We start from the raw sequence: 25664 nt of genomic DNA, 5'->3' as shown, positions 1-25664 counted from the left end.
GGGGGTACCTCCGTGAGGTGTGGCAGGGGAGTAGCCAGCGGCGGTGTGCGCCGGGCGGTTCAAAAACAGTAAGCGCGAATCGGCGGTTGACCAAAAAGTCGGCGTGAGGTGCCGGAATCCGGCACCTCAGCAACGCACTTCTTGGTCGTCGGCGCTTTCGCCTCTACAGTTTTTGGACTCCCCCTCGCCCTCCTCGGTCTGCGGCCCTGGGCTTCTGCATGCCCACTCCCGGCCCGCGAGGACTCCTGCGCGAGGCGGTTAGTTCCCTCCGCGACTCCGCACCCGAATAGGGGTTCCTCTTTGCCTTTTTCTCTGCACCAGGGCGACGCCCTCAGCGTTCTCGCCGGCCTTCCGGACGACTGCGTCGACTCCGTCATCACCGATCCGCCGTACAACTCGGGCGGTAGGACCGCGAAGGAGCGCACCACCCGCTCCGCGAAGCAGAAGTACACCTCCGCCGACGCCAAGAACGACCTCGCCGACTTCACCGGCGAGAACATGGACCAGCGGTCCTACTCGTTCTGGCTGACGCAGATCATGACCGAGGCCCACCGCCTTACCAAGACCGGCGGGACCGCGCTGCTGTTCACCGACTGGCGCCAACTGCCGACCACGACGGACGCGATCCAGGCGGCCGGCTGGCTGTGGCGTGGGGTGCTGGCCTGGCACAAGCCGCAGGCCAGGCCCCAGCGCGGGAGGTTCACGCAAAACTGCGAGTTCATCGTCTGGGCCAGCAAGGGGCCGATCGACGGCTCCCGGAACCCGGTCTATCTACCGGGCATGTACTCCGCGTCGCAGCCCTCGGGGGCGAAGCGCCAGCACATCACGCAGAAGCCCGTCGAGGTGATGCGCGAGCTGGTCAAGATCAGCCCCGAGGGCGGCACGGTGCTCGACTTCTGTGCCGGCTCCGGCTCCACGGGCGTCGCCGCCCTGCTGGAAGGCAGGGACTTCATCGGCGTGGAGAAGACCGAGCACTACGCGTCGATCGCGGCCGACCGGCTCACCGAAACGATCCGCGAGACCCTCACGCAAGACGACGTGATTCTCACCGCCTGAGCCGCGAGCGCGCTCCCCGTCAAGGCGACCGGCGCCCAAGAACGGCAATCCGGCGAAGCGGACTTGTAACTCGCTGGCCGCTCCGCGTGTCACCGCTTTCGCCCTTCTCTCATTCCGCGTCTCGTAGGAGGCCAACCTTTCATGCCCGAATCCACAAAACCATCTGACGATGGGGAGTTGGAGCCGGTACGTATTCCCGATCGCCAGCTTGAGGGAATCGAGGCGAGCGTCCGACGGCTCATGGAGCAGTCGGCGCAACAGGCGCAGCAACTGGACCACCTCGCGTCCGCCCCGGAGCCGAGCGGATCGCCGTTCGCCGCGTTCGGCATGCCGGGGCTCGGCGGGCCGCCTGCCGCCGCGCCGCCGGAGCCCCGCCCGATCCTGGAACTCGACGGGGAGGAAAGGGAAGACGAACTCGACGCCTTGTCCGACTGGGTCGACGACTTCTTCCTCCCGGTCTACGGGGCGGAGGTCACCACCGCGGCGCCCTGGTGCCTGCAGTGGCAGGAGCACGACGACGTCGTGGCCTGGCTCCACGCCCTGTGGCTCGCCTACCAGCAGCACAAGGACCCCGAAGCCGGACTCTCCGGCCTGTTCGTGTGGCACCGGGACTTCCTCACCCACGCCGTCGCCGCGATCCGCGCGCCGGGCGGACCGCTGTCGGCCTGTATGACCTCTCCCGACCGGCCCGCGCATCGTCTTCTGCCTGGCCCGCCGCCGTCCGTGCGCACGGAGACGGCGGCCACGGCGGAAGCCGCCGAGCCTGACGAGCCGACGTCATGACCGAGGGACAGGGACAGCCCGCCTTCGGCTTGAGCTTCGACCCCCGCGCGCTGACCGATCTCCTCCAGGCCCCCAGCGATATCCGCGACCTCACCCTCGCCTACCTGCAGGAAGTCGTGAACGCTCAGCGCTTCGGGCTACGCCTCGACGGTGACCTGGAGGGTTATCGAAAGCTGTTCGTGGACTCGCGCAAGGACTGGCGCGTCGTCTACGGCGTCCGCCCGGCGCCCGCGGAGTCCGCGCACCCGAAGGAGATCCACGTCGTCGCGGTCCGGCCGCGTGCGGGCAACGACGTCTACGACGAGGTCGGCCGCCGCCTGGGGATGACCCGCCGGCCGCTGAGCGCCCGCACCCACGCAGCACGCTCCCGTTCCCCGCAGCTGACCACCCGCACTCCCGTGCCCCGGCCCGGTCCGCCGCCCACCGCACTGCCCGGTCTGCCCCGTCCCGCACACAACCCCGCGCACCATCACACCCGTTGAACGCACGGAGCCTCGCCCATGCCCCCTGAACCCGCGCCGACACCAGCCCGGCGCGCGGTCAACCCGCTCGACCACCGCCTCGAAGCCGTCACCGGCCACGACATCGACACCCTGTGGGCCTACCGCGACCGCGGCGTCCTCGACGAGCCGCACGCCCGCCTGGTCGACCGGCACCGCGAGCTGGCCAAGACCCAGACCGGCGTCACCTTCTACCTCCGCCTCCTCAACCGCCTTTCCAGCGGCGAGTTCGACGTCGATGACGCCCTGTTCACGCGTATCGACCGCACCGTGGACCAGCTGGAGGAGGCCACCGACGCGCGGGACGCCGCTGCCCGGAAGGTGCTCGCCGCCCTGGAGCCCATCGAGGCCGCCGCAGCGGCCTTGGCGCCCGACGCGAAGCCGCTCTCGACGGACGACCAGGCGGCGCTGCTCGCCATCGCCGGCGGCGCCAAGCTCTACGAACACCTGCTGACCGGCCGGATGTCCGTCACAGCCGCCTCCGGCACCCGTATCCCTCACGCCACGCTGCAGCGGCTGGAGGACGCCGGCCTGGTCGTCCGGGACACCGGCCACCCCGTGCACGCCGGCCAGCCGGTCTCACTCACCGACGCCGGACGCGCCGTGCTGTTCGCCGCCCGACGGAAGCCCACGACCCAGGCGCCGAAGGTCCCGGCTCGACCCGGCACATCGCCGTCCACCCCGGCGCAGCGGCGCTGAACTCCATCGAAAGGCCCTTGTTGTCTCCCACCGAACCGGCGCCGGCTCGGAAGTCCATCCCCCAAGTCGACTTCGCATTGGACGACTTCGATGCCGACGAGGAGATGTACCTCGACTTCTACCGCCAGGTCGCCGTCCGTGAGGACATGCTCGTCCCCCTCGCCGAACACCACACCCCCAACGGCGCGCACAGCTACTACGTCCTCTTCGACCGCACCGCCACCCTTGGGCGACCGGGCATGCCGCACTACGTCGCCGTTCACCTGAAGCGGGACCGGGAGAAGGAGACGTTCGACTTCGAGCAGGCCCTGCTGCCGCTGCCCGCGATGGCGCAGTCCTGGCTCATCCACCGCGGGTGCCCGCACGATGCCATCGGCCTCAACGCCGAGTTGGGCCCACCGCCGGCGGACGAGGCGACTCGTGCGCTGGAGCGACGCCTCGCGGGCGACGGCGACCACTACGCCATGGGCTACTCCTACACCTGCGACGACCCGGACGACATGGTCACGGTCGTGGCACTGCGCGCCCTGGACGAGCGAGCCCCCAGCCCGTTCCGCGTTGTGGTCGAGGAGGTCGACACCGACGCGTGGACGCACACCTTGCGCGAGGGCGGCTTCGACACGGTGGGCGAGGCCCTGCAGTGGTGCGACGACCGGCTTACCGGAGAGGCCGGTCCTCTCCCACCGGTCCGCCTGGCAGCCGCAGCCAGCCGCCCGGCCGGTGTGCCGAAGGCCCCTGTTCCGCGCCCGCCCGGGCGCTCGCGCTGAGCGCCAAGGCCGACGCGGGCGGCGAAACATAGCCGACGATCGCCGGTTAGCCAAACCGGCGATTCTCCGGACTCTTATACAGCCGCCGGGACAACTCCCGCGGCGCCATTCCACGCAATCCCTATGCCTTCACGGAGGTTTCTTCCGCATGCGCTCCACCCGAATTGCCATATCTGCGGCGATGCTCGGAGCAATCGCTCTGCCGATGCTGTCTACTACGCCCGCGAGTGCGGCCCCCGCCGCTGCTGCCTCGACGGCCACGAGCATTGTTACGCCCTGCCCGGACCTCCCGCCGCTGCCGTACAAGGTCCACGCGTCGGCAGTGACCATCCGGTCCAAGGCCACCACGAAGTCCACCGCGGTCGGCGTGCTCTACAAGAGCCACAAGTTCACCGTCCACAAGAAGAGCGGCAACTGGCTCTACATCACGGATAAGTCGACCGGCGTCAAGGGCTGGGTGTCCGGCACGTACGTCTACCGCGACACCCGCATGTGCCTGGACTGACAGGTATTCAGCAGGTGCCCGTAAGCGACTGACCCGCCGGGTACGACCGCCCCTCACATTCCCCGGCACCGGTCTTTCCAGAACAGGAGTTTCCCTTTTGTCCGACGGCATATCCGATGACGCTGAGGATGTCGTGGGCGTGCTCACCGAACGGATCGAAGCGCGCTTCGCCATGGACATGGACCAGTTGAAGGCCGCGGTCGCCGCCGCGCCGACCGCGAACCCTGACGCCACCGACGTCGTCAAGTGGCACGGCCTTCTCGTCCAGGCCCAGTCCGCGCTCGACCGCGCGGAGGACGACCTCCTCGCCGCGCTGGAAACCCAGCCCAGCGAGGTCGACGACCCGACGATGGGCCTCGCCCACCGCGTGAACGCGGCCGTCACCGCACGCGACGGCCGGGCCATGGTCGTGCGGTGGCTCCTCGACCCGGACGCTCCGGGCAAGAAGGACCTCGCCGCCGAACGGCTCGCCCGCCTTCGCCCCCGAACCGGGCCAGCGGTGCAGACCAGCGCTCCCCACCGACCCGCGGGTACACCCGCGCCGGCGTCGGCCTGGCGGGCGGGAAGGCCCGCCCGATGAGCCGGGACAAGGCCAGCACCATGGACGGCGACCTGCAGAAGGTCTTCGGGAACCCGGTTCCCGAGCTGTACGAGACGGCTGCCGGCCACGATGCCTCTCCCGCCCTCGCCCGCGCCCTGGAACTGCGCTCCTTCCTGGCCCTGACCGAGGAGCAGGTCGCCCGCGTCCGCGACCGCGTGCACGCGGACATGGATCCGAACCGCGACATGGGCGAGTTGTCGGCGGACAAGCTCCGCTTCGACGCGCAGTGGCTGGACGCGGCACTGAAAGCCCGCGATAGCTACCGCGCCGCCCTCGGTGAGCTGCTGCGCACCATGCCTCCGCCCGACCAGCGGGCCCGTCCCATCCGCACGGCACAACTCAGGGCCACCGCAACCCTGCCCCCGTCCGCCGCCCCGGCACCCCAGCGTGCCGGGGCGGCCCGGGCCCGCCAATCCTGAAAGCCCCCGATTGCCCCACCTCACGTCCACCGAGATAGCCGGAGGGATCGAGGACCTGTACGGCGCGCCGCTCGCCGACCTCGAAGCCCACGCCCAGGACCAGCCGCCCGGCCTGCTCGCCGCCCTGCTCGGCATGCACGACGACCTCGCTCTCGCCGAGCGCAGCATCGCCTTCCACCGCGACCACCTCGCCCGGCTCATCCACCCCGAGCGGCAGATCGGCCGGCACGAGGTCTCCCACCTTCTCGACGGCTCCCGCCGGCTCGCCGAGGCCGTCGCCGTCCGCGACGTCCAGGCCAAGTCGGTCCTGGCCGTTCTGCAGAGCCTGGCCCGCGTCCCGGCCCCAGCGCCGTCCCCGCCGGCTCCCTCGCTGCCCGTTCCGGCTCCGCCTCTTCCGGCCCAGAGCACGGCACCCAGCCGCTGACCCGCAGGCGATCCCCCTTCATTCACCCAGGAGTTCCTCCCTTGGCCATCACCGCTCTGCCCCCTGACACCGACGCCGACATCGCCCGGGTCACCGAGGCCCTCGCCATGATCACCCCGCGCTGGAACGTCCGGATCCTGCTGGCACTCTCCGGCCCGCCGCTGCGTTACAGCGAGCTGGCGGCCAAGGTGTCCTGGCTGCAGAACGGCCAGCTCCACCCCAAGCTCAAGTCGCTGTGCGACGCCGGTCTTGTCGAGCGCACCGAACACACCGCACGGCATGTGACCTACGGCCACACCGAGCGTGGGGTGGCCCTGCTGCCGGTCCTGCCGATGATCGTCACCTGGGCCGAGGAACATCTGGAGAAGGCGGACCGTCCGCTGCCCGCGATCGAGCAGATCGAGGACAGCCTCACCCTGCTCACCCGGCGGCACGCCGCCGCCATCCTGTGGGTGCTCAAGTCCCGCGAGGAGGTCAGCGGGCGGGCCCTGGCCCGGATCGTGATGCCCAGCAGCGACTGGACCAACGTGTACCCGCCGCTGAGGCAGCTCGTCGCCGACGGCCTGGTCGATACCGAGGGCATCGGCCGGCCCTACCGGCTGTCCGCAGCGGGCGACGGCCTGAGCCCCGTTCTCGGCGCCCTGTCCGCCTGGTCCGCCGGACAGCCCCTCAACCAGGCGGCCCACCACCCCGTCTGGGGGCACCCGCAGGCGAAGCCCGCGCCGAGGCCGTGGGTCAGCAGCCAGTCCCGGCCGGCCCCCGCGGCGCTCCCACCCGCTCGGGCAGCCGGGTCCTCTCCGGCGTGGCACAACCGCGATCTCTTCTCCCACGCCACGACCGCCCGCCCGAAGGCAGCCGTCCAGGTGGGAGGCCCTCGCCGATGACCACCCTCTACACCACGGCCGAAGTATGCAACGCGGTCGAGCTGCTGGCGTCGCGTTCCTTGATCCGCCTGGTCACCGAGATCGACGACAACGGGGCGATACCGCCGCGGCGGCTGGCCGGTACCCTTCCCGACCTCTCCTCGCACCAGCTGCGTCGCACTACCGAAGCGGCCCGCGCCCACGGTTTCGTCCGGACCGCGCCCGGCGCCGGTTTGGAACTCACCGAGTCGGGCTCGGAGTTGGCTGACCTGTACGACGCGGCTGCGCGCTGGGCCCGACGCCACGCCTTCCCGGCACCGGTCTGCGAGTTCAGCAGTCGCATCCGCCACGTCCTCGACCTCCTGGCGCCATCGCTCGCCACCGAGCCCGCCGACGGCCTCTCGCGGCCGTCCGCCGCGCGGCTGCCCAGCGACGAGGCCGAGGCGGACCTTGCCCGTCCCCGCGCTCTTCTGATCCAGTGGCTGAGCGACAACCCGCAGGTCACCCGGGTTTCCGAGCCCGAGCCGGTCGCGTGAGCGCTGCTGTCATGCCCCGGCATGCACGCCACACCGCCGGGCTGATGCGCAGCATCTACCTGCCGCGCACGGCGGACGCTCTCGCGTTCGCGATGTCCACCTACGGCATCCCGCTGCTGGTCCTGGCCACCACGCGCTCCGCCGCGCTGACGGGCGCCGCGTTCGCCCTGGAGTGGCTCCCGCGGCTGGCGGCGTTTGGGTGGGCCGGATCGATCGTCGACCGGCGCGGGGCGGCCGTCGTCTTCCATCTCGCCTCCCTGGGACGCGCGCTGGCCCTCGCCGTCGGTGCGGTCCTGCTCCACCTCCACCCGTCCGGCACCGTGGCGAGCGCAACGGTGATGGTGCTTGCGGCTACGACCGGCGTGCTCACCGAGTTCAGTTACATCGCGGCCGAGACGGCGGGCGCTGCCGCCGGCCGCCGGGCGGGAAGGCGGGCCCACCGCGTCCAGGCCGTGCTGCTCGGCATCGACCAGACCTCGACCCTGGCCGGCCCGGCGCTCGCAGGGGTACTCCTGCTCGCCGGTCCGCCGCCGATGCTCGCGGTGATCACCGTGCTCTCGCTGCTCGCCGCGCTGCTCGCCCTGCGCACACCCCCCTCGCCCGTCGCCCCGGCCCGCGCGCCGAAGGCGCGGTCCGGCGCCGGACTCCTCACTGGGTGGCGCACCATCCGCGCTCTTCCCGCGCTCGGCTGGCTGGTGACCGGGCTGACCCTGTCCAACCTGGCCACCGGGCTCCTCCAGGCGGCTGGTCCGGTGATCGTTGTTAAGCACTTCGGGCAGTCCACCACTGCCGTCGGCCTGGTCTGGTCCGCAGCCGCGGCGGCCACCCTCGTGGCCGTCACCATCTGCCGGTTCGCGCTCGACCGCCTGGGCCTGTGGCCGGTCGGCGCCGCCTGCGCGGCCCTCGCCTCGCTCGCCTGTCTCGCCGCCGCCCAGGCCCCCGACTACCTGTCCTACCTGGTCCTGGTCGCGGTCCTCATGGCGGCAGACGGCGGCATGACGGTGGTCCTGCGCACTCTGCGCTCCCGCCTGATCCCTCCGGAGAAGTTCGGCAGCACCCTGTCGGCGACCATCCTCATCCTCCTGCTGCCCTTCCCCGTCGCCGGCGTGCTCACCGCGTTCACCCCGCCCGACGCGCTGGGCCACGTCATCACCGTGTGCGCCGCCCTGCAGGCCCTCGGCCTGTTCTGCGCCTTCGCCCGCCTGCGCACCGATCCCGCCCTGCGCACCTGACCCTGCTGCGCCCCCAGCCTGTGGAGAACCTTCATGCCCACCGCCGCCCTCGGGACGAACCGCGCGAGCGGTCGCACCATCACCGAACAGTTCCACGCCTTCGACGCACACAACCCGCACGTCTACCGCGCCCTGGAACGCAGGGCCGCCCGCCGCCTGGCCGCCGGCGCGACACGGGTCAGCCTCAAGGACCTCTTCGAAGACCTGCGACGCCAACTCCCCTATGGCGTCGCCGGGCTGAACAACAACTTCACCGCCCTCTACGCCCGCCGCCTGATCGAGGACCACCCCCACTGGGCCGGCGTGTTCGAGCTGCGCCGCCGCCGCGCCGCCTGAGACACCCCCCTTTTTTCTTCCCTCGTCCTGCCGCCTACCGACTCGGAGAACCCCTTCTTGTCCGCTCGTGTTGGTACACCCGGCTATCAGAACGTGCGGAAAGGCGAGTCAGGTAGCTGCGGGGCGGTGAGGCCCGCCCTGGAGCATGTCGGCAGTCATTGCCCATCGTTCGTGGTCCAGCCACGCACCGTTGATGTGCTGGAAGCTCCGGGCCCGCCTCGCCTTCGCCCAACACCCCACCGCATTCCCGCCACCACCGATAGGAGATCCGCCTTGCCCGAAGCACCAGCAGAGCCGTTTATGACGATCCGGCACACCATCACCGGCGAGATCACCACCACCGGCTACAACGCCGCCGCCCGGCGGATCCTGCTCCAGGCCGGCTTCGAAGAGACGCCAGGCTGCGCCTGCCGAGCGACGGAACCCGGTACGGAGCGGACGCACGGGCCTGCTCGGCAGCCAGCGAGCTGCTCGTCGCCGGCCATCCCCTGCACCTGGACCGAGCCCTCGGTCGGCCGGTGAGCGCCGACGGTACGCCCCGGTTGGCCCGGTCGCCGATGTCGGCACAGTCCGTGATCCGCTCCGAGAGCGGCCAGCCTCTCCAGCGCATCGCCAACCCCGCTCGCATCCGCACCTGTTGAAGGGTCCTCGTTTTGACCACACCCGGACCGCCTACCAGTCCAGCGCGCACCAAGGGCGGCGAACTACGGGCCAAGGTGGCCCGACTGCTGGCCGACCGGCCTGCGGACACGCTCACCATCGGGGACATGGCCAGGCAGCTGGGCCACTCCCACGGCGCCGTCCGCAACGCCGCCCTCACCCTGGTGCGACGCGGCGAGGCTGACCAAGGCGGAACCGGACAACCGGAGTTCCGCGCGAACGCGAAAACCGCCGCAGCCGCGCAGACCGCTGTGATCAGCCCACCGGGCACCCACTCTCCCCGCGCCCAGGCGGCCACGGCCCGCACGACCATTCCCGCCGCAACCACGCCGAAGCAGACCGGCCCGATCCGCCGCGCGGGGGGCCAGCTCTACCACCCCCGGGAGCTGGCCGATCTGCCCGACGTCGAGGCGCTGAATCGCCTGCGCGACGCCGACGTGCCGGTGCTGCTCTACGGCCCTCCGGGCACCGGCAAGACGAGTCTGGTCGAGGCGGCGTTCCCGGACCTGCTCACCGTCGCCGGCGACGGCGACACCACGGTCGGCGACTTGATCGGCGAGTACACACAGGACGACGCGGGAGCCTACGTCTTCCAGTACGGTCCGCTGGTCACCGCGATGACCGAGGGCCGCGCCCTGCTGATCGACGATGCCACCTTGATCTCACCGAAGGTCCTGGCGGCGCTGTATCCCGCGATGGACGGGCGCAGGCAGATCCAGGTCAAGGCCCACAAGGGCGAGACCATCAAGGCCGAGCCGGGCTTCTACGTGGTGGCGGGCCACAATCCCGGCGTCCACGGCGCGGTGTTGACGGAGGCGCTCGCGAGCCGGTTCAGCGTGCAAATCCAGATCGGCACGGACTATGACCTCGCCCTGGCCTTGAGGATCGATGCCCGGGTGGTCCGGGTCGCCCGACACCTCGCCCACCAGGTCGAACTCGGCGAGCTGGGCTGGGCCCCCCAACTGCGGGAACTGCTCAGCTACCAGAAGACCGAGGCCGTCCTCGGCACCAAGGCCGCGCTCGCGAACCTCGTCGGCATCGCTCCTGTGGAGGATCGCGACGCCGTCGCCGCCGCCGTCATCAAGGCTGCCGGCGTCAAGAAGATCGCGCCCCTCACCCTCGGCAAGCAGCTCCCCGCCTCAGCCGCCCGGCAGCCCCCGGGCAGCACCGGCTCCGCACACCGGGGCCGCTCGCGATGAGCGCCCACCACCACGTCCAGTCCCCCGCCACCACGCCGGACGACGACGCCGACCTCGCGCGATGGGACGACGACGGCGCCCCGCCCGCGCAACCCCGTTCCTCACCGGACGCGTGGCTGCGCGTGGGAGCCGAACTCGGCGATCGGCTGGTCGACCTCTCCGGCCGCCAGGACCTCCTCGTCACCTGCCGCCCCGGCACGCGCAGCGGCGCACCGGCCGCGTTCTTCCCCACTCTGGGCGAGGTCGAGTTCGACGCCGGCCTGTTCGCCCCGCTCCAGCCCCACGAGATCAATCCGCGGATCGTGGGCGACGAGGAGCGGTATCCCGCCGCCTGGGGAGTGTTCGTCCACGAGGCCGCGCACGCGGCCCACTCCGTCTGGACACAGCCTGCCGGAGCGGACCCCCGTGTCGTCGAGGCCGCGCTCCTGCTGGAGGAGAGCCGCGTCGAAGGCGCACACCTGATCACGCGGCCCACGGACCGCACGTACCTGCGCACCAGTGCCCGAACCCTGGTCATGCCCGACATCGCCCACCCCACCCTCCAGGGCATCGAGCACGCCGCCGCCGTGGCGGCCCTGGTCCTCGGCCGCCGTGACGTCGGCATCCTGGACGCCGGCGAGACCCGGGCCGTCGCCGATCTGTGCGAAAAGGTGCTGGGCGCAAACCTGCTGGCCACACTCACCCGCATCTGGACCGCAGCCCACCAGTGCGCCGACCACGACGCCACGACCATGCTCGTGCACGCTCAAGAATGGTGCGACGCTCTGGACACCGCGGCCCCCGCCCTGCCCGTGCCAGAGAACCTCACCGATCTGCTGTCCGGCGCCGTGGGGGTCGTCATGGACAGCACGGCAGCCACCGACGCCGCCGACCTCGCGGCACAGGCCGCAGCGACCAACGCCATGGCCGCGCAGTCCAAGGCGCAGGCTCAGGACCGCGCCCAGCGGGCCGGCCAGCGACGCAAAGCCGCCGCCACCGCCAAGTCGGTCTTCAACGCCCGTGGCACCACCGTCACCCCCGACGGCACACCGGCGCCCTCCGGCAACCCGGTCACCGGCACCCGCAGGCCCACCGCCGCCGAGCAGAGTGCCGCCGCGCGCCTGAGCCGCGCCCTGCGTGCCGCCGCCTACCGCGAGCGGACCGAGGAACGGACCACCAGCCCCACCCCGCCCGGCCGCCTCAACATGCGCGCGGCCCTCGCCCGCGACGCTCAGCGCGCGGCCGGGTCGGTCCCCACCGCAGAACCGTTCACCCACACCCGCCGCCGGAACTCCCCCACCCCACCGCTGCGTGTGGGTATCGCCGTCGACGTCTCCGGCTCCATGCGTGCCGCCTGCGCGCCCGTCGCGTCCGCTGCCTGGATCGTGGCACGCGCAGCAGCCCTGACCGACCACGACTCCCGTACCGCCACCATCGCCTATGACAGGCACCTGACCGCATTGACCCGACCCACCCACCGAGCACCAGAGCGCGTGACGACGTTCGATGCCAACGGCGGCCACCACAACCTCGGCGACGCCATCGACGCACTCGACCACGGCCTCGAACTCAGCCGCCCCGGCGCCGGCCGCCTCCTCGTGATCGTCACCGACGCCCGGTACGGCAGCGACGAAACCGCTCAAGCCGTCACCCGCGTCAAGCAACTCACGACCGCCGGCTGCGCCGTACTCCAGCTCACCCTCACCGCGGAGTCCCGCCACTTGCCGGGGACCACCTTGCTGCACCTGCCCCAGCCCTCCAGCGCTCCTGTCGCCATCGCCACGGCGGCCACAGACGCCATCCGCAGGACACGCTGAGACGACGCAGAAGGCGGAAGCGTCCCCGAGACCACCGCCAAGCACTCCAGACCACCTCCGTTCGCCGCATGAATCGTGCATCTGATGCACGACCCTCCGCAACGACGCAGGCCACCACCCCAACCGCCAACGAAGGGCACTCGATTTGAAGCCCCAGACCAGCAGCCCGACCTCGAACGTAACGCCCATCAAACGGAATTCCCCGGGGGTCCCCCTCGTCCTCGTCGTCTCTCCGGGCGATGAGGCGGATCGCGGCTACTGCCTTGAGCAGGTCGCCGCCGCATACGACATCGTCCTGCTGACCGGCGCCGAGCCCTCGTGGGAGAAGCCGCACATCGTCGACCACGCCGTCGCCGATCTGAACGACACCACTGCACTCCTCTCCGCCGGCCGGGCTCTGGCGCAGCGACACGACCTTGCCGGCGTCGTCACCTGGGACGAATGGAACCTCATCCCCACCGCCCGCCTCGCCCGCGCGCTCGGTCTGGCCGCGAACTCCGTCGAGGTGATGCGGGCCTGCCGCAACAAGGCCACCGCCCGCACGCTGTTCGCCCGCCACGGAGTGCCGTCGGCCGCCTCGATGAAGGCACGGACCCTGCGGGAGGCTGAACTGGCGACGCGGACCCTCGGCTTTCCCGCCGTCATCAAGCCCGCCGCAGCAGCCGGCAGCATCGGCGTGATCCGCATCGACCGGCCCGAAGAGCTGCCCGCAGCCTTCGAGTTCGCCTCTGTCGGCGCAAGCCGGAGCCGCGAGGACACGGGCGTCCTGGTGGAGGAGTACCTCGACGGCCCCGAAGTCTCCGTCGAATGCGTCACCCACCGCGGCACCACCACCGCCGTCTCCGTGACCCGCAAGAACCTGGGCCCCGCACCCTACTTCGACGAGACCGGGCACACCGTCGACGCCGCCGATCCGCTCCTCGCAAAGGTCGCACCGACCGCCGCTGCTGCCATCAAGGCCCTGGGAATCACCGACGGCGTGCAGCACGTCGAGATACGCCTGGTCGGCGGCCGGCCCCGGCTGATCGAGGTCAACGCACGCCTGGGCGGCGACATGATCGGCCACCTCGTCCACCTGGCCACCGGCGTCGACCTCGCCCGGGCCGCCGCCGACATCGCCTGCGGACGCACCCCCGACCTGACACCCACCCGCCACCAGGCCGCAGCGATCCGCTTCATCTACCCCGCCTACTCCGGCACCCTCACCGCCCGCCGTGTCACGAAGACCACCGGGGGAGTGGAGCGCGTGCGCTTCCAGCGACAGACCGGCGACCGGCTCGTACTGCCACAGGACGGCGGCGATCTGTACACCGCCCGTATCGGCTTCCTGATCACCACCGGGCTGACCACCGCCGTCGCCGAAGCCCGCGCCCAGGAGGTGTACCGCAACCTCGACGTCCAGGTTGCCCCGGTCCCGCCGGCGGCCCTGATTACCGGGGAGCACGCCGCGTGAGGCAGACCGCAGCGCCCGAGCTGGTGCGCAGCCGCCGCCTGCTGACCGGGTACTTCGCCGGCCTGGGTGTGGTGATGGCCGTCTGGGGCGCGCGCATGCCCGCAGTTCAGAACGCCGCCGAGGTGAGTACCGCCGGGCTTGCCCTGGTCCTGCTGGCCGCCGCCCTCGGCATGGTCGGCGGACTCCAGGCGGGCGGACGCCTCGCCCGCCCGGCCCGTCTGCCCGTGCTGCTGACCGGCGGTGCCATTGCCCTGGCCGCCTGTCTTGCCGTCCTCGGGTTCTGCCGCAGTCTGGAGAGCCTCCTGGCGGCGGCGTTCGTCTTCGGCGTCGCGCACGGAGTCCTTGACGTCGCGGCCAATGCCGCGGCGGTCCGCTGCCAGGACGCCCACGGCCACCCCATCATGGGCCGGCTGCACGCGAGTTACAGCCTCGGCGCCCTCCTCGGTGCCGCGCTGGCCGCGGCCACCGCCCACACCTCACACGCCGTTCTGTTTGCCGCGGTGGCAGCTTGCGCCGCTGCGGCGGCAGGCGCGACCACGCGGCTCACCCGCACCGTCGCCAGCCCTGCACTCGAGCCCGTCCACCACGGTGCTGCACTGGGCTCGGACGGGCAGAGGGGGTTGTCCCGGCGCCGATTGTGGCTGCTGGGTGCGCTTGCTGCTGCCACGCTGCTGGGTGAAGGAGCTGCTGCCGACTGGGCGGCTGTCCACCTGCATGACCTCGGCGCGACGGCCGCGACCAGCGCCGCGGCGTACGGCTTCTACAGCGCCGCCATGGCCGCCGGCCGTCTCGCCGGAGACCGGCTCACCGCCCGCTTCGGCGCTCTCGCCGTCGTCCGCACTGGTGCCGCGCTGGCCGCGCTCGGCTTCGCCACCGGCTTGGCCGGCTCCACCATCTCCTTCGCCCTGCTCGGCTGGACGGCCTTCGGCCTGGGGCTGTCCGTCACGATCCCCAGCCTGATCACCGCCGCCGGCATCGGCGGACCCCGCGCGGTCGCCACCGTCGCGGTCACCGGCTACGTCGGCCTGCTCGCCGGCCCCGCCCTCATCGGCGCCCTCGCCACCATCACTGCTCTACCGATTGCACTGCTGCTGCCCGCCCTCCTCGCCGCAGCCGTCGCCACCCTCGCCCCCAAAGCCCTGGAGAGAACCACCCCTTGACCCGCACCTCCTCCTCCCCGACCGGCGTGGACGCCCTGATCCTCGACTACAACGGAGTCCTCGGCATGCAACCCAGCACCGCCATGTGGACCCGTCTCGCCGACCTCGCCGAGTGGCCCGACCGGCATCTCCCCTCCTTCCAGGACGCCTTCTGGGCTCCCCGCAACGCGTACGACGCAGGGGAACTGAGCGACCTGGCCTACTGGGCCAAGATGCTCGGACACCACCCCAGCCCGCGCTGGCTGCGCACCCTGATCGCCGCCGACACCGCCATGTGGACCCGCACCGACCCGCGCGTCCTCGACATCCTGCACCGCGCCCGGGCCGCGGGGCTGCCCATGGTGCTGCTCTCCAACGCCCCGGCCCACCTCAGCAACGTCCTGGACGCCACCGACTGGCGACGCGAGCTGATGGACGACGCCCTGTACTCCGCCCGCCTGGGCCTGTGCAAACCCGATCCGGCCGCGTACGAACACGCCCTGGTCGCTACCGGCATCGCCGACCCGGCCCGTGTGCTGTTCGTCGACGACCGCGAAGACAACTGCCGGGCCGCCGCCGAACTGGGCCTGCGCACCCTGCACTACACCGGCCAACCCACGGATCTGGAACAGCAGTTGCTGCCCGCCCCGGTCAACAACCTCTGCGCCTGACACTCATACCGCGCCACCCACCACCGCCCCGACCCCCTGGACTTTCGTGCCCGACACCAAAGAGATCGACGGCGACGTCTACATCTCCCCGCGCCACCTCGCCTCCACCACCGGGACCGGCGACCCCGCCCTCGCCCCGCTGCTCGGCCTCGGCTGGGACCTTCGGTACGACGAGGACTCCAACGTGTACCTGAGCGCTCCCGACCGGCGCGTTCGCCTGGGCTACCTGCCCGAGGGTGAGGACGACGGGCTGTGGCGTATTAACGCCTACAAGGACTCGTTCGGCCCGCCGGCGTGGGGCGTCTGTTTCAACGACCGCGTCCCCACCGAGTTCGTCCAGGCGTTCACCACCGTCCTCGCCACGGCGTACGAGCAGGGTCCGGACACCTACCTCGCCCGGCCCGTCTCCGGGAGCGACGAGCACGACCCCTTCCTCGCCGTGGTCCCGCTCCTGAAACAGGGCTGGGAGATCGACCGTCCGCGCTGGGGCGTCTTCGCGGTCCAGGCCCCGGACGGACACGCCGGCATGGAGTTCACCACCGGCGACCTCGATCCGGAAGCCGAACTGACAACGCGGGACGCCCGCTGGCAGCTGTGGGCGGGCAAGTCCATCGACCGGCCCGTCTGGTACGCCACGGCCAGCACCGACACGCCCGTCGCCCTGCTCACCGCCGTCACCCGGAGCGTTGCCGATCCGGCGCCGCTGCCCCGGTGGCGCGAGGAGACCTTCAGCTACATCAAGGGCATGGCCCAGCTCACCCCGATCCTTCCGCCCGGACCGCCGGCCCCCACCCCGCTCGACGTGCAGCGGGCCGTCGCGTCCCGCCGCCCGGCCGCGCTCCCCGCGGCCAGCGTCCCGCGCTGGAGCACCACCAGCCGACCGGCCCTGCCCGGCCCACGCCGGTAGGACCAGCCCGCCCCCCCCTACCGGAGACCCCTCTTGTCCCTGCAGGCCCCTGAGTTCTTCGCGGAGCTGTGCCTCCCCTTCCACGACCACGCCGTCGTGGGCAACACCTACTTCGCCGCCCCCGTCCCCGGCGTACCGCTGCGGCTGCGCATCGATTTCACCCGCACCATCCACGCGGACACCTACGGCGGGTTGCGTGCGGCGATCGTCCACCCGGAACGCGGCGAGATCGACGCGGTAGCGCTCAGCTTCGTGGATCACGGAACTTTCCACCGCCGCGACGAAGCCACCAACACCCAGCCGAACACCAAGCAGTACGGCACCTTCGACACGTACCACCGCCCCGGCCGACCCCCGTGGGACGGGGCCGTCACCACCGGGCTGCGCGACGCCATCGAGCAGTACACCGCCGTCTGGTTCCCCGGCGCCTGGACCGCGTCCGAGCCGAGCCGCGCCGCAGGCCGGACCGCGCGCACGGCTCCCGCCATGCCGGTCGCCCGCAGCGGCACCCGCGCCCGATGAGCCGCGCCTACACCGCCAACTTTGCGTGTTCCGCACTTTTCCACATCTGTTGCCCCGCCGCCTCCCGCCCCGGTTTCAGGCCGAACCCGATGACCTTTCCCGCAACCTGATCCAAGGAGTCCTCCACCTCGTGCACGCACGTTTCGTCCGATCCGCCGCCGTCGCCATCGCGGTGACCGGCACCCTCACCTGGGCGCCGGCCGCGAGCGCCCAGCCCTCCGAACCGACCCACTCGCCCTCCGCCGCCCCCGCCGCGACACCGGCTCCGGACGCGGGCAGCGTCGAGATCACCACCAAGGACACGGCCGGCGACGCGCTCTCCGGCGCCGCGTTCCTGCTGCTCGACTCCGTCGGCGAAGAAGCCGGACGCGGGACGACCGACGCACAGGGGAAGCTGACCTTCGCCGACCTCGCGCCGGGCGTCTACCGGCTCAAGGAGACGGCGTCCGGCAGTCCGCTCCATGAGGTCGTCGCCGACCAGGACGTCATCGTCACCCCGGGCGCGACCACACGGCTGACGGTCACCGACCCGTTCAAGGCCGCCAAGGTTCTCCTGCAGGCCAAGGACGACAAGACCGGCAAGCTCCTTCCCGGGGCCACGGTGAACATCGGCACCGGCACCTCGACGCTGCTCACCCTGACCACCGGAGCCAAGGGCACGGCCTCCGGAGAACTGCCGGTGACGAGCCGGAAGACGCAGTTCTGGGTCAAGGAGATCAAGGCCCCCGCCGGGTACGACCTCTACAAGCCGTCCAAGACGTTCACCGCGGGCCCCGGCGCCCCGGTGACCGTGACCGTCACCAACGCCAAGACCGCGACCGACCCGAAGCCCGACTCCTCGGATAAGCCCACGGACAAGCCCACCAACACCCCGTCCGCCCCGGGCAAGCCGAGCAGTGGTACCGGCCGGGCCACGCCCTCCGCGCCGGGCACCGGCACACCGGATGCCGACTCTCCGTCCACCGCCGCCGTGACCCCGGCTGGCGACTCCACGCCGAAGGCACCGACGGGCTCCCTGGCCCACACCGGCTCCGACGCCACCCCGTGGCTGATCGGCGGCGCTGGAGTCCTGATCGCTGCTGGCGGAGGCGCCCTCTTCGCGGCCCGTCGCCGACGCCCGGACAACTCCACCGACGACGGCTCCACCACGAGCTGACCTCACCCGCTTCACTCCGCGAAGCCCCCGGAATCGGATCGTTCGATTCCGGGGGCTTCGTCGTGGGCGCTTACGTGGGGCCAGCTGACCCCCACGACTGTGACCACCACTCATGCCGACATGCCGCCGTGATGTGGTTCGAGCCCTGCGCCGGCCCCGATGACGGCCGCCGCTTCTACGCGTGCGATGGTCACGCGGGGCTGTTCGCCCGGAGCGTGGCTATGGCGTCGGCCGCAGGCGGAAAGGTCGTCTGAGAGAGGCTTTCCGTGCTCCCCGCCCTACTGTGGAAGGGCAACGATCTCTCCTGGGAGCACAACGAGTGACAGCGTCAATGGAGCGGCTCTGCGACTGGGTCGTCAATAAGGACAAGGTGTGGGTCCACGGTGACCGGATCACCGACGGCCACGTCGCTCTCGACATGCGCCTCACCCCGGGGCTCGACCCTGGCGAGGTCGGCAGGGACGGACAGTGGGTCCTCCGTAAAGCGCAGCCTTCGCGCTGGGTGGCTGAGCAGCACCCCGACCTCTCAGACGTCATTCCGGACCCGGCCGACGGCTCGGACTGGAGCGAGGTTGTCTGGTCGGCCTGGGTGACCCGGGGCCTACGTATCGGCGCGCTACGGGGCGCAGCGGTGGCCGTGGGCCACGGGTGGCTCTCTCGCCTCCCACCCGGCTACCGGATCGAGGGGGCTCCCGGACACGGGATCCTGCGGATCGTGACCAAGAAGCCCGAGCCCTCGCTGCTGTCGGGCGGTGCTGTTCACCGAACGGTGGTCGGTGTCGTGATGCCCACGTCGATCGAGGGTTCGGACGCGGTCCTTGAGGCCATCGTGCAGGACCTGAACGTCTAGGTTTACCGGGTGAGCAAGCGGCCTCAGCTTCCAGGTGATCCCTCCGACCTGTACCTGCGCATCTACTACGACGACGAACTCTGTGACACCCCGCAGGCCGACACGCTGGAGCGATGGAGCGTGTCCGTCCTCCACCGTCGGCCTGTGCACGACGGAGGCCAGGGGGCGGCGGCCACGAGCAGCTGCGTCACCGTGGAGTGCCCCGCGTGCACGGTCGAGGACGCCACCGTGGGGTCGATGACGTTCTACCGGGTGCACCTCGACCGCGGACGGAATGCGTACTGGGCTATGGAAGAGGTATCCGAGGAGCTGTACGAGACCGCCCAGGTCCTCCTCGATCCAGAAACGGGCTCCTTCACCAGCGAAGTCAGCGAACTGCTGGAGTACGTCGGCTCCGCGCTGCTCGTCATGGACCGAGTGACCCTGGATCCCCTGTGGCGCGGGCACGGCCTGGCGGCCGTACTCGGCTGCGAGGCGATCCACCGGCTCATGGCCGGCTGCCGGGCCGTCGCCTGCTCGCCCGGCATCACCGACCTCAGCAGCCAACGTCTGACGGACAGGTCCGAGTGGGACCGCGTGAACGCCAAGATCGCCCAGGGGTGGGAGAGTCTGGGGTTCCGCCTCTACCGCGACAACGTCTATCTCCTGTCGCCCGCCTCGCAGGACTTGGAGGAGCAGCGCGGCGCACTGCGGAGGCGCCTTGCGGAACTCGGTGCGTCCTGGCGGATCGGCGCATCATGACCGGCCTCGCCGCCGCGAGCGACGGGCACTCCAGGGAAACCGCGAACCATGGCAGCGGCCCGGCGCCTCATCCTGGTCTGGCTGCGCCTTCGGTAATGGGCAGCGTGTTGCTGTGGAACGCCGCTTCATCCTGACGGGAATGCGTGAAGCTCCTGTGCTGGTGGCCATCTCCGAGGAAGTTCCCAGGCGCCGTCCCGTACGGGTGGAGTCCTGCCGTACCAGCGCGGTCCATGCTGCTGCCCTGCGAGACTTGTCCGCACCACCTCAGGGCGAACGGCAGGACGGACGACAGATGGGCATCACGGCAGCTGGCCCCTTCGGCGCTTACACCGAAGAGGCCGAGTTCTTCGACGAGCTGCCCGACGGCGAGCTTGACGAGTATCTCCGGCCGTTCGAGGCCGGGCTGCTGATGGCGGCCGGCCGCATGCTGGCCGTCTGCGCCTACCGCGACGCTGGCGACTACGCCGACCGCCCCTTCGACCGCGGCGAGAAAGACGCCGCTGCCACGGTGCTGAACCTGCTGCCCGAGACGTGCGACGGCCAGGGACACGCCTTCCGCCGGGATGTGGCGCGCGCCTTCTGGGACCTGGCCGACGACCTCGTGGCGGGGCGCGCCCCGCTACCGCGCTGCCAGGCTGAGACCTGGGCCCTGAAGACCATGCTGGACACAGCGCCCCGAATGTGTGCCGCCGACGACGAGGAACTGACCGCGCTCGGCGTGCCCATCCCCTCGGACACGGACGAATCCTCCTACCGGGCACCGTACTTCGAAGAAGAAGCCTGGGCGTTCGTCATCGAGGACGCGAAGTACACCATCCCCGAGGCCCAACCGCCTGCCCCCGCCGAGGAGACAGCGGACGGTGCCGAGGAGGCCGACGCGGTTCCGGAGCCCGAGGGCGGCTGGGACGCCCCCGCCTACTGGTTCTCCCCTTACGGCATCACCCGCTCCCGAAACGCCGAGCGAGGCCACCCGGGCTGGTCCGACACTCCGGAGCAAAGCCCTGCACCATCGGGACTGGCCAGCACCGAGCGGGCAGCGCACCTGCTGGGCCTGGGCGATGACTTCGACCCATGGGAGGCGGCAGAGAGCGATGTCCTGCGCCCTCGGGTGCGGACGATGGCGGACACGCTGACTCCGCTGGCGGCCATGCTGCTGACGGTGGCCGCCGAGAAGGTGGGCGAGCGTGGCTGGCATGACCTGCTCGCCCACGGCGACCGGGTCTTCGCACGCCCCGACGACGAGGAGGACGCCTGGGAGCTGGAGGAGTCCTTCCTCCTCCAGCTGCCGCCGCTGTGCGACGGCCAGTCCGCCGCCTGGCGCCTGGCCATGGTGCGCGCAGTGGAGAACCTGGCCGACGACCTGCGCTGCGGACGTGCCCCGCTGCCCACCTGCACCGCCGAGGAACTCGCGTTCCACCTGATCCTTTCCGAGGCCCGGACCATCCTGGACTACCTCGACGAGGACGATGAATACGCCCACGCCGTGGGCCTGCCGACCGGCGACCGGTTCACCGTCCGCCACCGCACCTTCGACCATTGGCGGGAAGCCTTCCTGCAGGACGAAGACGTCCTGCTCCACTACGACCAGGCCCTCGCCGGCATCGCCGCCGACCCCGACCACCCGGTAAGCCAGCAAGCCGGCACCGGAGACCTGCGCCCCCGCGCATGGTTCGACCCCTTCGGCAACATCCGCCCCCGCACCCCTCGCCCCCTGACCGACCAGCACCGTGCTCGCCTCGCCGAAGCGGATCCCGACGTCTTCTTCGCCAGCACCCCGGCCCTGGCCAAGCTCACCATCCCGTCCGCCGAGGCGGACGCGGCCACCGTGCTGCCCGACGGGCTCCGCGACGAATTCGAGCACTTCACCGGCCTGGCCCAGCGCCGATTCTTCGACGAGCCCTGCGCCATCGCGATGGCCGCAAGCCTGGACCGTCTACTTACTCGCCTCTTCGACACCGACACCGTGGTGCCCTTCCACATCTGGCCGCTCAACCCCCGCGCCAGCGCCGTCAAGACCGGGCTGCTGCTCGTCGACCACGACTTCTGCCTTCAGGGATACACCCGCACCTGGCGCCTGAGCGCCGACCGCACGGACCGCGAGGCACGCCAGTGGGCCGTCGACCTCCTTGAAGACTGCGCCAAGTACATCCTGGCCAACTACGGGCAGAGCGCCATGGGCTTCCTTCGAGGCGGCACGCCCACCGCGCCCCTGGACCACCACCTCTACGACGTGCTGCCCGCTCGCCTGCGCGAACTCGCACGGGACCTCACCACAGCCGGCCTGCTGCGCCACCGCGCCCGCCACCTTGGCATGAGCAGCGCCCAGCTCGCCGAGGAAGCCATCCTCCCCGAACCCCTGGTCACCGCCTGGCTCGACGGTGCCCCCGTCATACCCTCCCAGCTCCTGCGCTGCGCCCCGGCCCTGCAACTGTCCGAGGACGTCCTGCTCGCCGCGCTGGAGGGCAAGCGAGACACGGCGTACTGGCCGCTGCCTGTTCCGCCGCCGGACCAGCAGGGCCGCCCCGAGTGACCAAGTGCGGATAGGCGCATCGGACGCCTACGCAGAGCCCCTCCACTCTCGTAAGTCCAGAGGCCGTACGACGGGGAATCGCGGACACGGTTTCGCGCACCCCCCCCACGCCGTGGCCTGCAGCGACTGGATCGGGCTGAGTTCGATGTCAGCGGACAGCAGTTCTGTCCTGTCTCGCGCAATCGAGTCGTGTTCTCGCCGAACCGAGTCGTCTTTGCTTCTGCGTCAGCTCGCTCAATCTCGAAGCCGAGTTTCGGGGAACGTCAACTGCGACGAGACCAAAAGGGTGGAGACAGCGGAGCGATCCCCGGTGGCGCTCTCGCCGATCGGCTAGGACTCGCTACCGTGCAGCCATGTCTGTGGGCACCAGCTTCCTTGTCGTTGGTGGGGGTTTGCAGCTGCTGGGAGTGATCATCGCGGGCGATGGCGTGCGCAGAACCAGAGTCCAGTACGCCCCGGAACGGCTGGGGGCTTGGCGGCAGATCAAGAAGTGGGTTGGCTCCCTGGGCAGGGGCTTTCGTCGCCAAGCGCCAGTCGCGGAATCCACGGTGGGCGCCATGTCAGCGGACGCTTCCGCACGCGCCTTCGACGCCCGAGGAGTAGTCGGGCTCGGCCCGGAAGCGACGACAGAGCAACGTGTGGACTTCCTCATGACACAAGTGATGGCTTTGCAGACGGAAGTCGGCCGTCTCGACGAGAGCCTGGCGACAGAGAGCCGTGAGTGGCATGAAGCTTTCGCCACGCTGGGCGCAGCGGTCAGCGAGGAAGCGGCCAAGACCCGCCGGAGGGTCAAGGAATCCAAGGCGGAAGGCTTGGCTCAGGAAGCCATCGGCCTGTGGTGCGTGGGCGCCGGAGTCGTGCTGGCCCTCGTAGGCTCCCTCATGGGGTGAAGGCGACGGGAAACGTCTCGGTCCGTAACGAGCGGTGGCTTCAGCGTGGTCACCTCACACGGCTGAGTTCGCTGTCAAAACGCCTCGACTGGATGGTGTAGGTTCTCAGGCCGCGTGTCATGTGCCGACGCTGTGACCTGCGGCCTTGCTCGGTGTCTCACGCCGTGTCATCCGCCATCCGTCTCAGCTTTCGTGTCATTTCCTCAGCTCTCCTGTTCGATGCAAGCCGCTGACCTGCGACATGACATCGGCGTGAGACTGCGGCGGAGAAAATGACACGGGAAATGAGATCCCACAATGTCGAAGGACAAAAGTTCGCCGGGGGCAGACAGGAAAGATCGCGGAAAGACTGGCCAACGCGGGCGGAGGCATGTCAACGTAGACGACCTTGCAAGAAACCCCAGGTCAGAGAGGTGATTGCCCGTGACCGTAGCGCCCGTGGGCCCCGGTTTCTCTACCACCGTCGAAGCCCTGCGGCTGCGCGAGTGGCAACTCGGCCCCGGCCAGCCCACGCTCGTCATGGACCAGTTCTCCGCAGAGGACTTCCACCTGATTGTGGACGACCGCGCGGACGTGCACGTCAGCTCGAAGGACGGTCGCTTCTACCTCGGCTGGTTCCCGCTCGGCCGCCCCGGCACAGACGGCGAGGGATGGAAGATCGCCGTCACCGGCACGGCCAAGGTGCGTGGCTACCACCTGTCGTTCGACACCGAGACGCCGGCCGACATCGTCGCCGCCGCCGTGGCGCGCGTGCTGGAGACCTCACGTCGCGTACGACAGCCAGGCGCCCACGAGTAGCCCTCGCTCTGGCGGGCGGCCGGTCGGCTGTCGGGCTTCCGCCCCTTCATCGCTCACCGTTTCCCCTCACCCCAGGAGGCTGTTCGTGACGTCCTCGGAGATGACCGTCGGTGATCTCATCGACCTGCTGTCCGCCTGCGACCGGGATGCTCCGGTCCGCCAGGCCATGAACCCCTTCTTTCCGATGGCGCACCGCCTGACGCAGGTCGTGCAGTCCGTGGACGAGACCGGCCGCACCGTCGTCTACCTCGCCGAGGGGCGGGACGAGGACGCACAGCTCGGCCATCTGCCGCCCGAGGTCGCCGTCGCCCTGACCTGGCAGGGCCCCGTCCAGGCACCCCCGCGCCGCCCCCGCCGCCGTGCCGGCGGCAGCTAGACCCGCACCGAGCCCTTGGAGGCGCCCCTGTACCCCGACTTCTCGCTCGCCCCGTCCACTCCGCCGGGAGGCCAGCCCGCGTTCTGGGTCGGTCCCAGGCATCTGGCCGGTGACGATGGGCGCCTCTACGACACCGTCGCCGACACGCTCGCCGGCCTGGGCTGGACGAGCCTGACGATCGTCCGCGGACGGCACGAGCTCGACGAGGCGCCGGAGGACCGCCAGGTCCTGCGCAGTACCGTCCTGCACATCAGCCCCGACACCCTCCGATGGGCCCAGTGGAGCCTGGCGGACGAGCCGTTCCACCTGGGAGATTTGCCGATCGCCTGGCAGATCTCCGCCCGCGCCGAGACGAGTACCCCGCTCGCTCAATGGTCGGCCTACTTCACCCCCGATGTCCCCGGCGAGGCCGTGGCCGACTTCCTCGTTGCGCTCGACGCCCGAGACCAGCCCGCCGTGCTGCTCGCTGGCCCCGAGCTGGTCCTCGACGCCGTCGCCGCACACGGCTGGCTCCGCGACATCGACCAGCCCCACGTGGCAGCGACGGACCCGACGTTCACCTCGCACATCAGCCTCGGCGAGGTACCGCCCCTCATCCAGGACGCCGACCCGCGCGCCCTGACGACCGAGGCCGACGAGGCGGGACCGGTCGGATGGCAGGCATGGGCCGAGCCCGCGCTCGGCGCACCCTGCCTGTGGGCGGCCTCCTTCGGTTCCAGCGTCCCGCACGACCTCGTGGCAGCCTTCGCCGCCTCCCTCAGCTCGACCGCACCGGTCCTTCGCCGGATGCTGCCCGAGGCCACCCGGGATCGATTGCTGCGGGCGCCGGCCTAGCGACGGCGCCCCTCAGCCAGACGGAAGAAGCCCGGTCCTCCGCCGAATGGAGGCCGGGCTTCTGGCATTTCCCTCCGGGCTCGGGTGAGCCAGCGAGTTGGAGGAGGGCGACCCGGGCGACGAGTACAAGGTGTCGGGCCTGCCCGGCATCGGTGATCGCTGCCGGCCTCAAGGCGGCGAAGTGGGGTCTGCTCGGTGTAGCAGTGGGGATTTCTCACGTGGTAGCGCCAGCGTCTCAAGCGGGGCAGAGTGGCCACGTTTTGGCGTAGTGGTGCCACGTTCCTGTGCGGCTGAATAGCGATATGCCTCGAACCGAAGAGAAGCAGCAGCCAGCCCTTGAACTCCGGTGCGGTGGGGTGCACGTCATCGTTCAACGCATCTCGCCCTGGCTGGTGGCGGCCTTTGTCACAACGGTGGGAGT

The 25664-nt window shown here is 70.7% G+C and carries 29 protein-coding genes; all 29 read left to right on the top strand.

What is annotated here, in order from left to right:
* The first annotated feature begins 300 nt into the window (after window positions 1-300).
* Window positions 301-1056: a DNA-methyltransferase gene (locus ABT063_RS10705; protein WP_351056871.1), complete on the top strand. Its 756-nt coding sequence runs from the start codon at window positions 301-303 to the stop codon at window positions 1054-1056.
* 240 nt (window positions 1057-1296) lie between these two features.
* Complete coding sequence (locus ABT063_RS10700) at window positions 1297-1839, top strand: DUF4913 domain-containing protein (RefSeq protein WP_351056870.1); 543 nt, start codon at window positions 1297-1299, stop codon at window positions 1837-1839.
* A complete protein-coding gene (locus tag ABT063_RS10695) occupies window positions 1836-2321 on the top strand; it encodes a hypothetical protein (protein WP_351056869.1) in 486 nt (161 codons plus the stop codon). The genes ABT063_RS10700 and ABT063_RS10695 overlap by 4 nt, the downstream gene beginning before the upstream one ends.
* A gap of 18 nt (window positions 2322-2339) precedes the next feature.
* Window positions 2340-3038, top strand: a complete 699-nt coding sequence (locus ABT063_RS10690; protein WP_351056868.1) for a helix-turn-helix domain-containing protein — start codon at window positions 2340-2342, stop codon at window positions 3036-3038.
* 17 nt (window positions 3039-3055) lie between these two features.
* Window positions 3056-3805, top strand: coding sequence for a hypothetical protein (locus tag ABT063_RS10685; protein WP_351056867.1), 750 nt, complete (start codon window positions 3056-3058; stop codon window positions 3803-3805).
* Window positions 3806-3986: 181 nt separating this feature from the next.
* Complete coding sequence (locus ABT063_RS10680) at window positions 3987-4310, top strand: SH3 domain-containing protein (protein WP_351056866.1); 324 nt, start codon at window positions 3987-3989, stop codon at window positions 4308-4310.
* A gap of 97 nt (window positions 4311-4407) precedes the next feature.
* The gene (locus tag ABT063_RS10675; RefSeq protein WP_351056864.1) at window positions 4408-4890 is read left to right on the top strand and encodes a hypothetical protein; all 483 of its coding nucleotides are present in this window, start codon (window positions 4408-4410) and stop codon (window positions 4888-4890) included.
* Complete coding sequence (locus tag ABT063_RS10670; RefSeq protein ID WP_351056863.1) at window positions 4887-5330, top strand: hypothetical protein; 444 nt, start codon at window positions 4887-4889, stop codon at window positions 5328-5330. The genes ABT063_RS10675 and ABT063_RS10670 overlap by 4 nt, the downstream gene beginning before the upstream one ends.
* A 10-nt stretch (window positions 5331-5340) precedes the next feature.
* Window positions 5341-5754 carry a hypothetical protein gene (locus tag ABT063_RS10665; RefSeq protein WP_351056862.1) on the top strand — a complete coding sequence of 138 codons (414 nt, stop codon included), beginning with the start codon at window positions 5341-5343 and terminating at the stop codon, window positions 5752-5754.
* A gap of 41 nt (window positions 5755-5795) precedes the next feature.
* Window positions 5796-6638, top strand: a complete 843-nt coding sequence (locus ABT063_RS10660; protein ID WP_351056861.1) for a winged helix-turn-helix transcriptional regulator — start codon at window positions 5796-5798, stop codon at window positions 6636-6638.
* Window positions 6635-7153: a regulator gene (locus ABT063_RS10655; protein WP_351056860.1), complete on the top strand. Its 519-nt coding sequence runs from the start codon at window positions 6635-6637 to the stop codon at window positions 7151-7153. The genes ABT063_RS10660 and ABT063_RS10655 overlap by 4 nt, the downstream gene beginning before the upstream one ends.
* 11 nt (window positions 7154-7164) lie before the next feature.
* Window positions 7165-8385, top strand: coding sequence for an MFS transporter (locus tag ABT063_RS10650; RefSeq protein WP_502990794.1), 1221 nt, complete (start codon window positions 7165-7167; stop codon window positions 8383-8385).
* A gap of 33 nt (window positions 8386-8418) precedes the next feature.
* A complete protein-coding gene (locus ABT063_RS10645) occupies window positions 8419-8721 on the top strand; it encodes a hypothetical protein (RefSeq protein ID WP_351056858.1) in 303 nt (100 codons plus the stop codon).
* Between the two features lie 300 nt (window positions 8722-9021).
* The gene (locus ABT063_RS10640) at window positions 9022-9243 is read left to right on the top strand and encodes a hypothetical protein (protein ID WP_016572176.1); all 222 of its coding nucleotides are present in this window, start codon (window positions 9022-9024) and stop codon (window positions 9241-9243) included.
* A gap of 194 nt (window positions 9244-9437) precedes the next feature.
* On the top strand, window positions 9438-10580 hold the full coding sequence (locus ABT063_RS10635) for an AAA family ATPase (protein WP_351057043.1): 1143 nt from the start codon (window positions 9438-9440) through the stop codon (window positions 10578-10580).
* A complete protein-coding gene (locus ABT063_RS10630; protein WP_351056857.1) occupies window positions 10577-12376 on the top strand; it encodes a vWA domain-containing protein in 1800 nt (599 codons plus the stop codon). Before ABT063_RS10635 ends, ABT063_RS10630 begins: the two co-directional genes overlap by 4 nt.
* Window positions 12377-12563: 187 nt before the next feature.
* Window positions 12564-13829: an ATP-grasp domain-containing protein gene (locus tag ABT063_RS10625; RefSeq protein WP_351057042.1), complete on the top strand. Its 1266-nt coding sequence runs from the start codon at window positions 12564-12566 to the stop codon at window positions 13827-13829.
* Window positions 13826-14989, top strand: a complete 1164-nt coding sequence (locus ABT063_RS10620) for an MFS transporter (protein ID WP_351056856.1) — start codon at window positions 13826-13828, stop codon at window positions 14987-14989. The genes ABT063_RS10625 and ABT063_RS10620 overlap by 4 nt, the downstream gene beginning before the upstream one ends.
* Window positions 14986-15639 carry an HAD family hydrolase gene (locus tag ABT063_RS10615; protein ID WP_351056855.1) on the top strand — a complete coding sequence of 218 codons (654 nt, stop codon included), beginning with the start codon at window positions 14986-14988 and terminating at the stop codon, window positions 15637-15639. Before ABT063_RS10620 ends, ABT063_RS10615 begins: the two co-directional genes overlap by 4 nt.
* A gap of 46 nt (window positions 15640-15685) precedes the next feature.
* Window positions 15686-16546, top strand: a complete 861-nt coding sequence (locus ABT063_RS10610; protein WP_351056854.1) for an SPDY domain-containing protein — start codon at window positions 15686-15688, stop codon at window positions 16544-16546.
* A gap of 33 nt (window positions 16547-16579) precedes the next feature.
* A complete protein-coding gene (locus tag ABT063_RS10605; protein WP_351056853.1) occupies window positions 16580-17068 on the top strand; it encodes a hypothetical protein in 489 nt (162 codons plus the stop codon).
* 130 nt (window positions 17069-17198) lie between these two features.
* A complete protein-coding gene (locus ABT063_RS10600; RefSeq protein ID WP_351056851.1) occupies window positions 17199-18224 on the top strand; it encodes a SpaA isopeptide-forming pilin-related protein in 1026 nt (341 codons plus the stop codon).
* Window positions 18225-18543: 319 nt separating this feature from the next.
* Window positions 18544-19074 (top strand): hypothetical protein, encoded by a 531-nt coding sequence (locus ABT063_RS10595; protein WP_351056850.1) that lies wholly within the window; start codon window positions 18544-18546, stop codon window positions 19072-19074.
* A gap of 9 nt (window positions 19075-19083) precedes the next feature.
* Window positions 19084-19815: a hypothetical protein gene (locus tag ABT063_RS10590; protein ID WP_351056849.1), complete on the top strand. Its 732-nt coding sequence runs from the start codon at window positions 19084-19086 to the stop codon at window positions 19813-19815.
* Window positions 19816-19954: 139 nt separating this feature from the next.
* The gene (locus ABT063_RS10585) at window positions 19955-22345 is read left to right on the top strand and encodes a hypothetical protein (protein ID WP_351056847.1); all 2391 of its coding nucleotides are present in this window, start codon (window positions 19955-19957) and stop codon (window positions 22343-22345) included.
* Between the two features lie 353 nt (window positions 22346-22698).
* A complete protein-coding gene (locus ABT063_RS10580) occupies window positions 22699-23235 on the top strand; it encodes a hypothetical protein (RefSeq protein ID WP_351056846.1) in 537 nt (178 codons plus the stop codon).
* Between the two features lie 423 nt (window positions 23236-23658).
* Window positions 23659-24033 carry an SPDY domain-containing protein gene (locus tag ABT063_RS10575; RefSeq protein ID WP_351056844.1) on the top strand — a complete coding sequence of 125 codons (375 nt, stop codon included), beginning with the start codon at window positions 23659-23661 and terminating at the stop codon, window positions 24031-24033.
* A gap of 85 nt (window positions 24034-24118) precedes the next feature.
* Window positions 24119-24409: a hypothetical protein gene (locus ABT063_RS10570; protein WP_351056843.1), complete on the top strand. Its 291-nt coding sequence runs from the start codon at window positions 24119-24121 to the stop codon at window positions 24407-24409.
* A 15-nt stretch (window positions 24410-24424) separates the two neighbouring features.
* The gene (locus tag ABT063_RS10565) at window positions 24425-25243 is read left to right on the top strand and encodes an SPDY domain-containing protein (RefSeq protein WP_351056842.1); all 819 of its coding nucleotides are present in this window, start codon (window positions 24425-24427) and stop codon (window positions 25241-25243) included.
* Window positions 25244-25664 lie beyond the last annotated feature (421 nt).

Origin of the sequence: Streptomyces sp. NPDC002838, from assembly GCF_040295365.1 — a bacterium.
In the GTDB taxonomy this organism is placed as follows: Bacteria; Actinomycetota; Actinomycetes; order Streptomycetales; family Streptomycetaceae; genus Streptomyces.
This window is presented reverse-complemented; position numbering and strand designations above follow the sequence as displayed.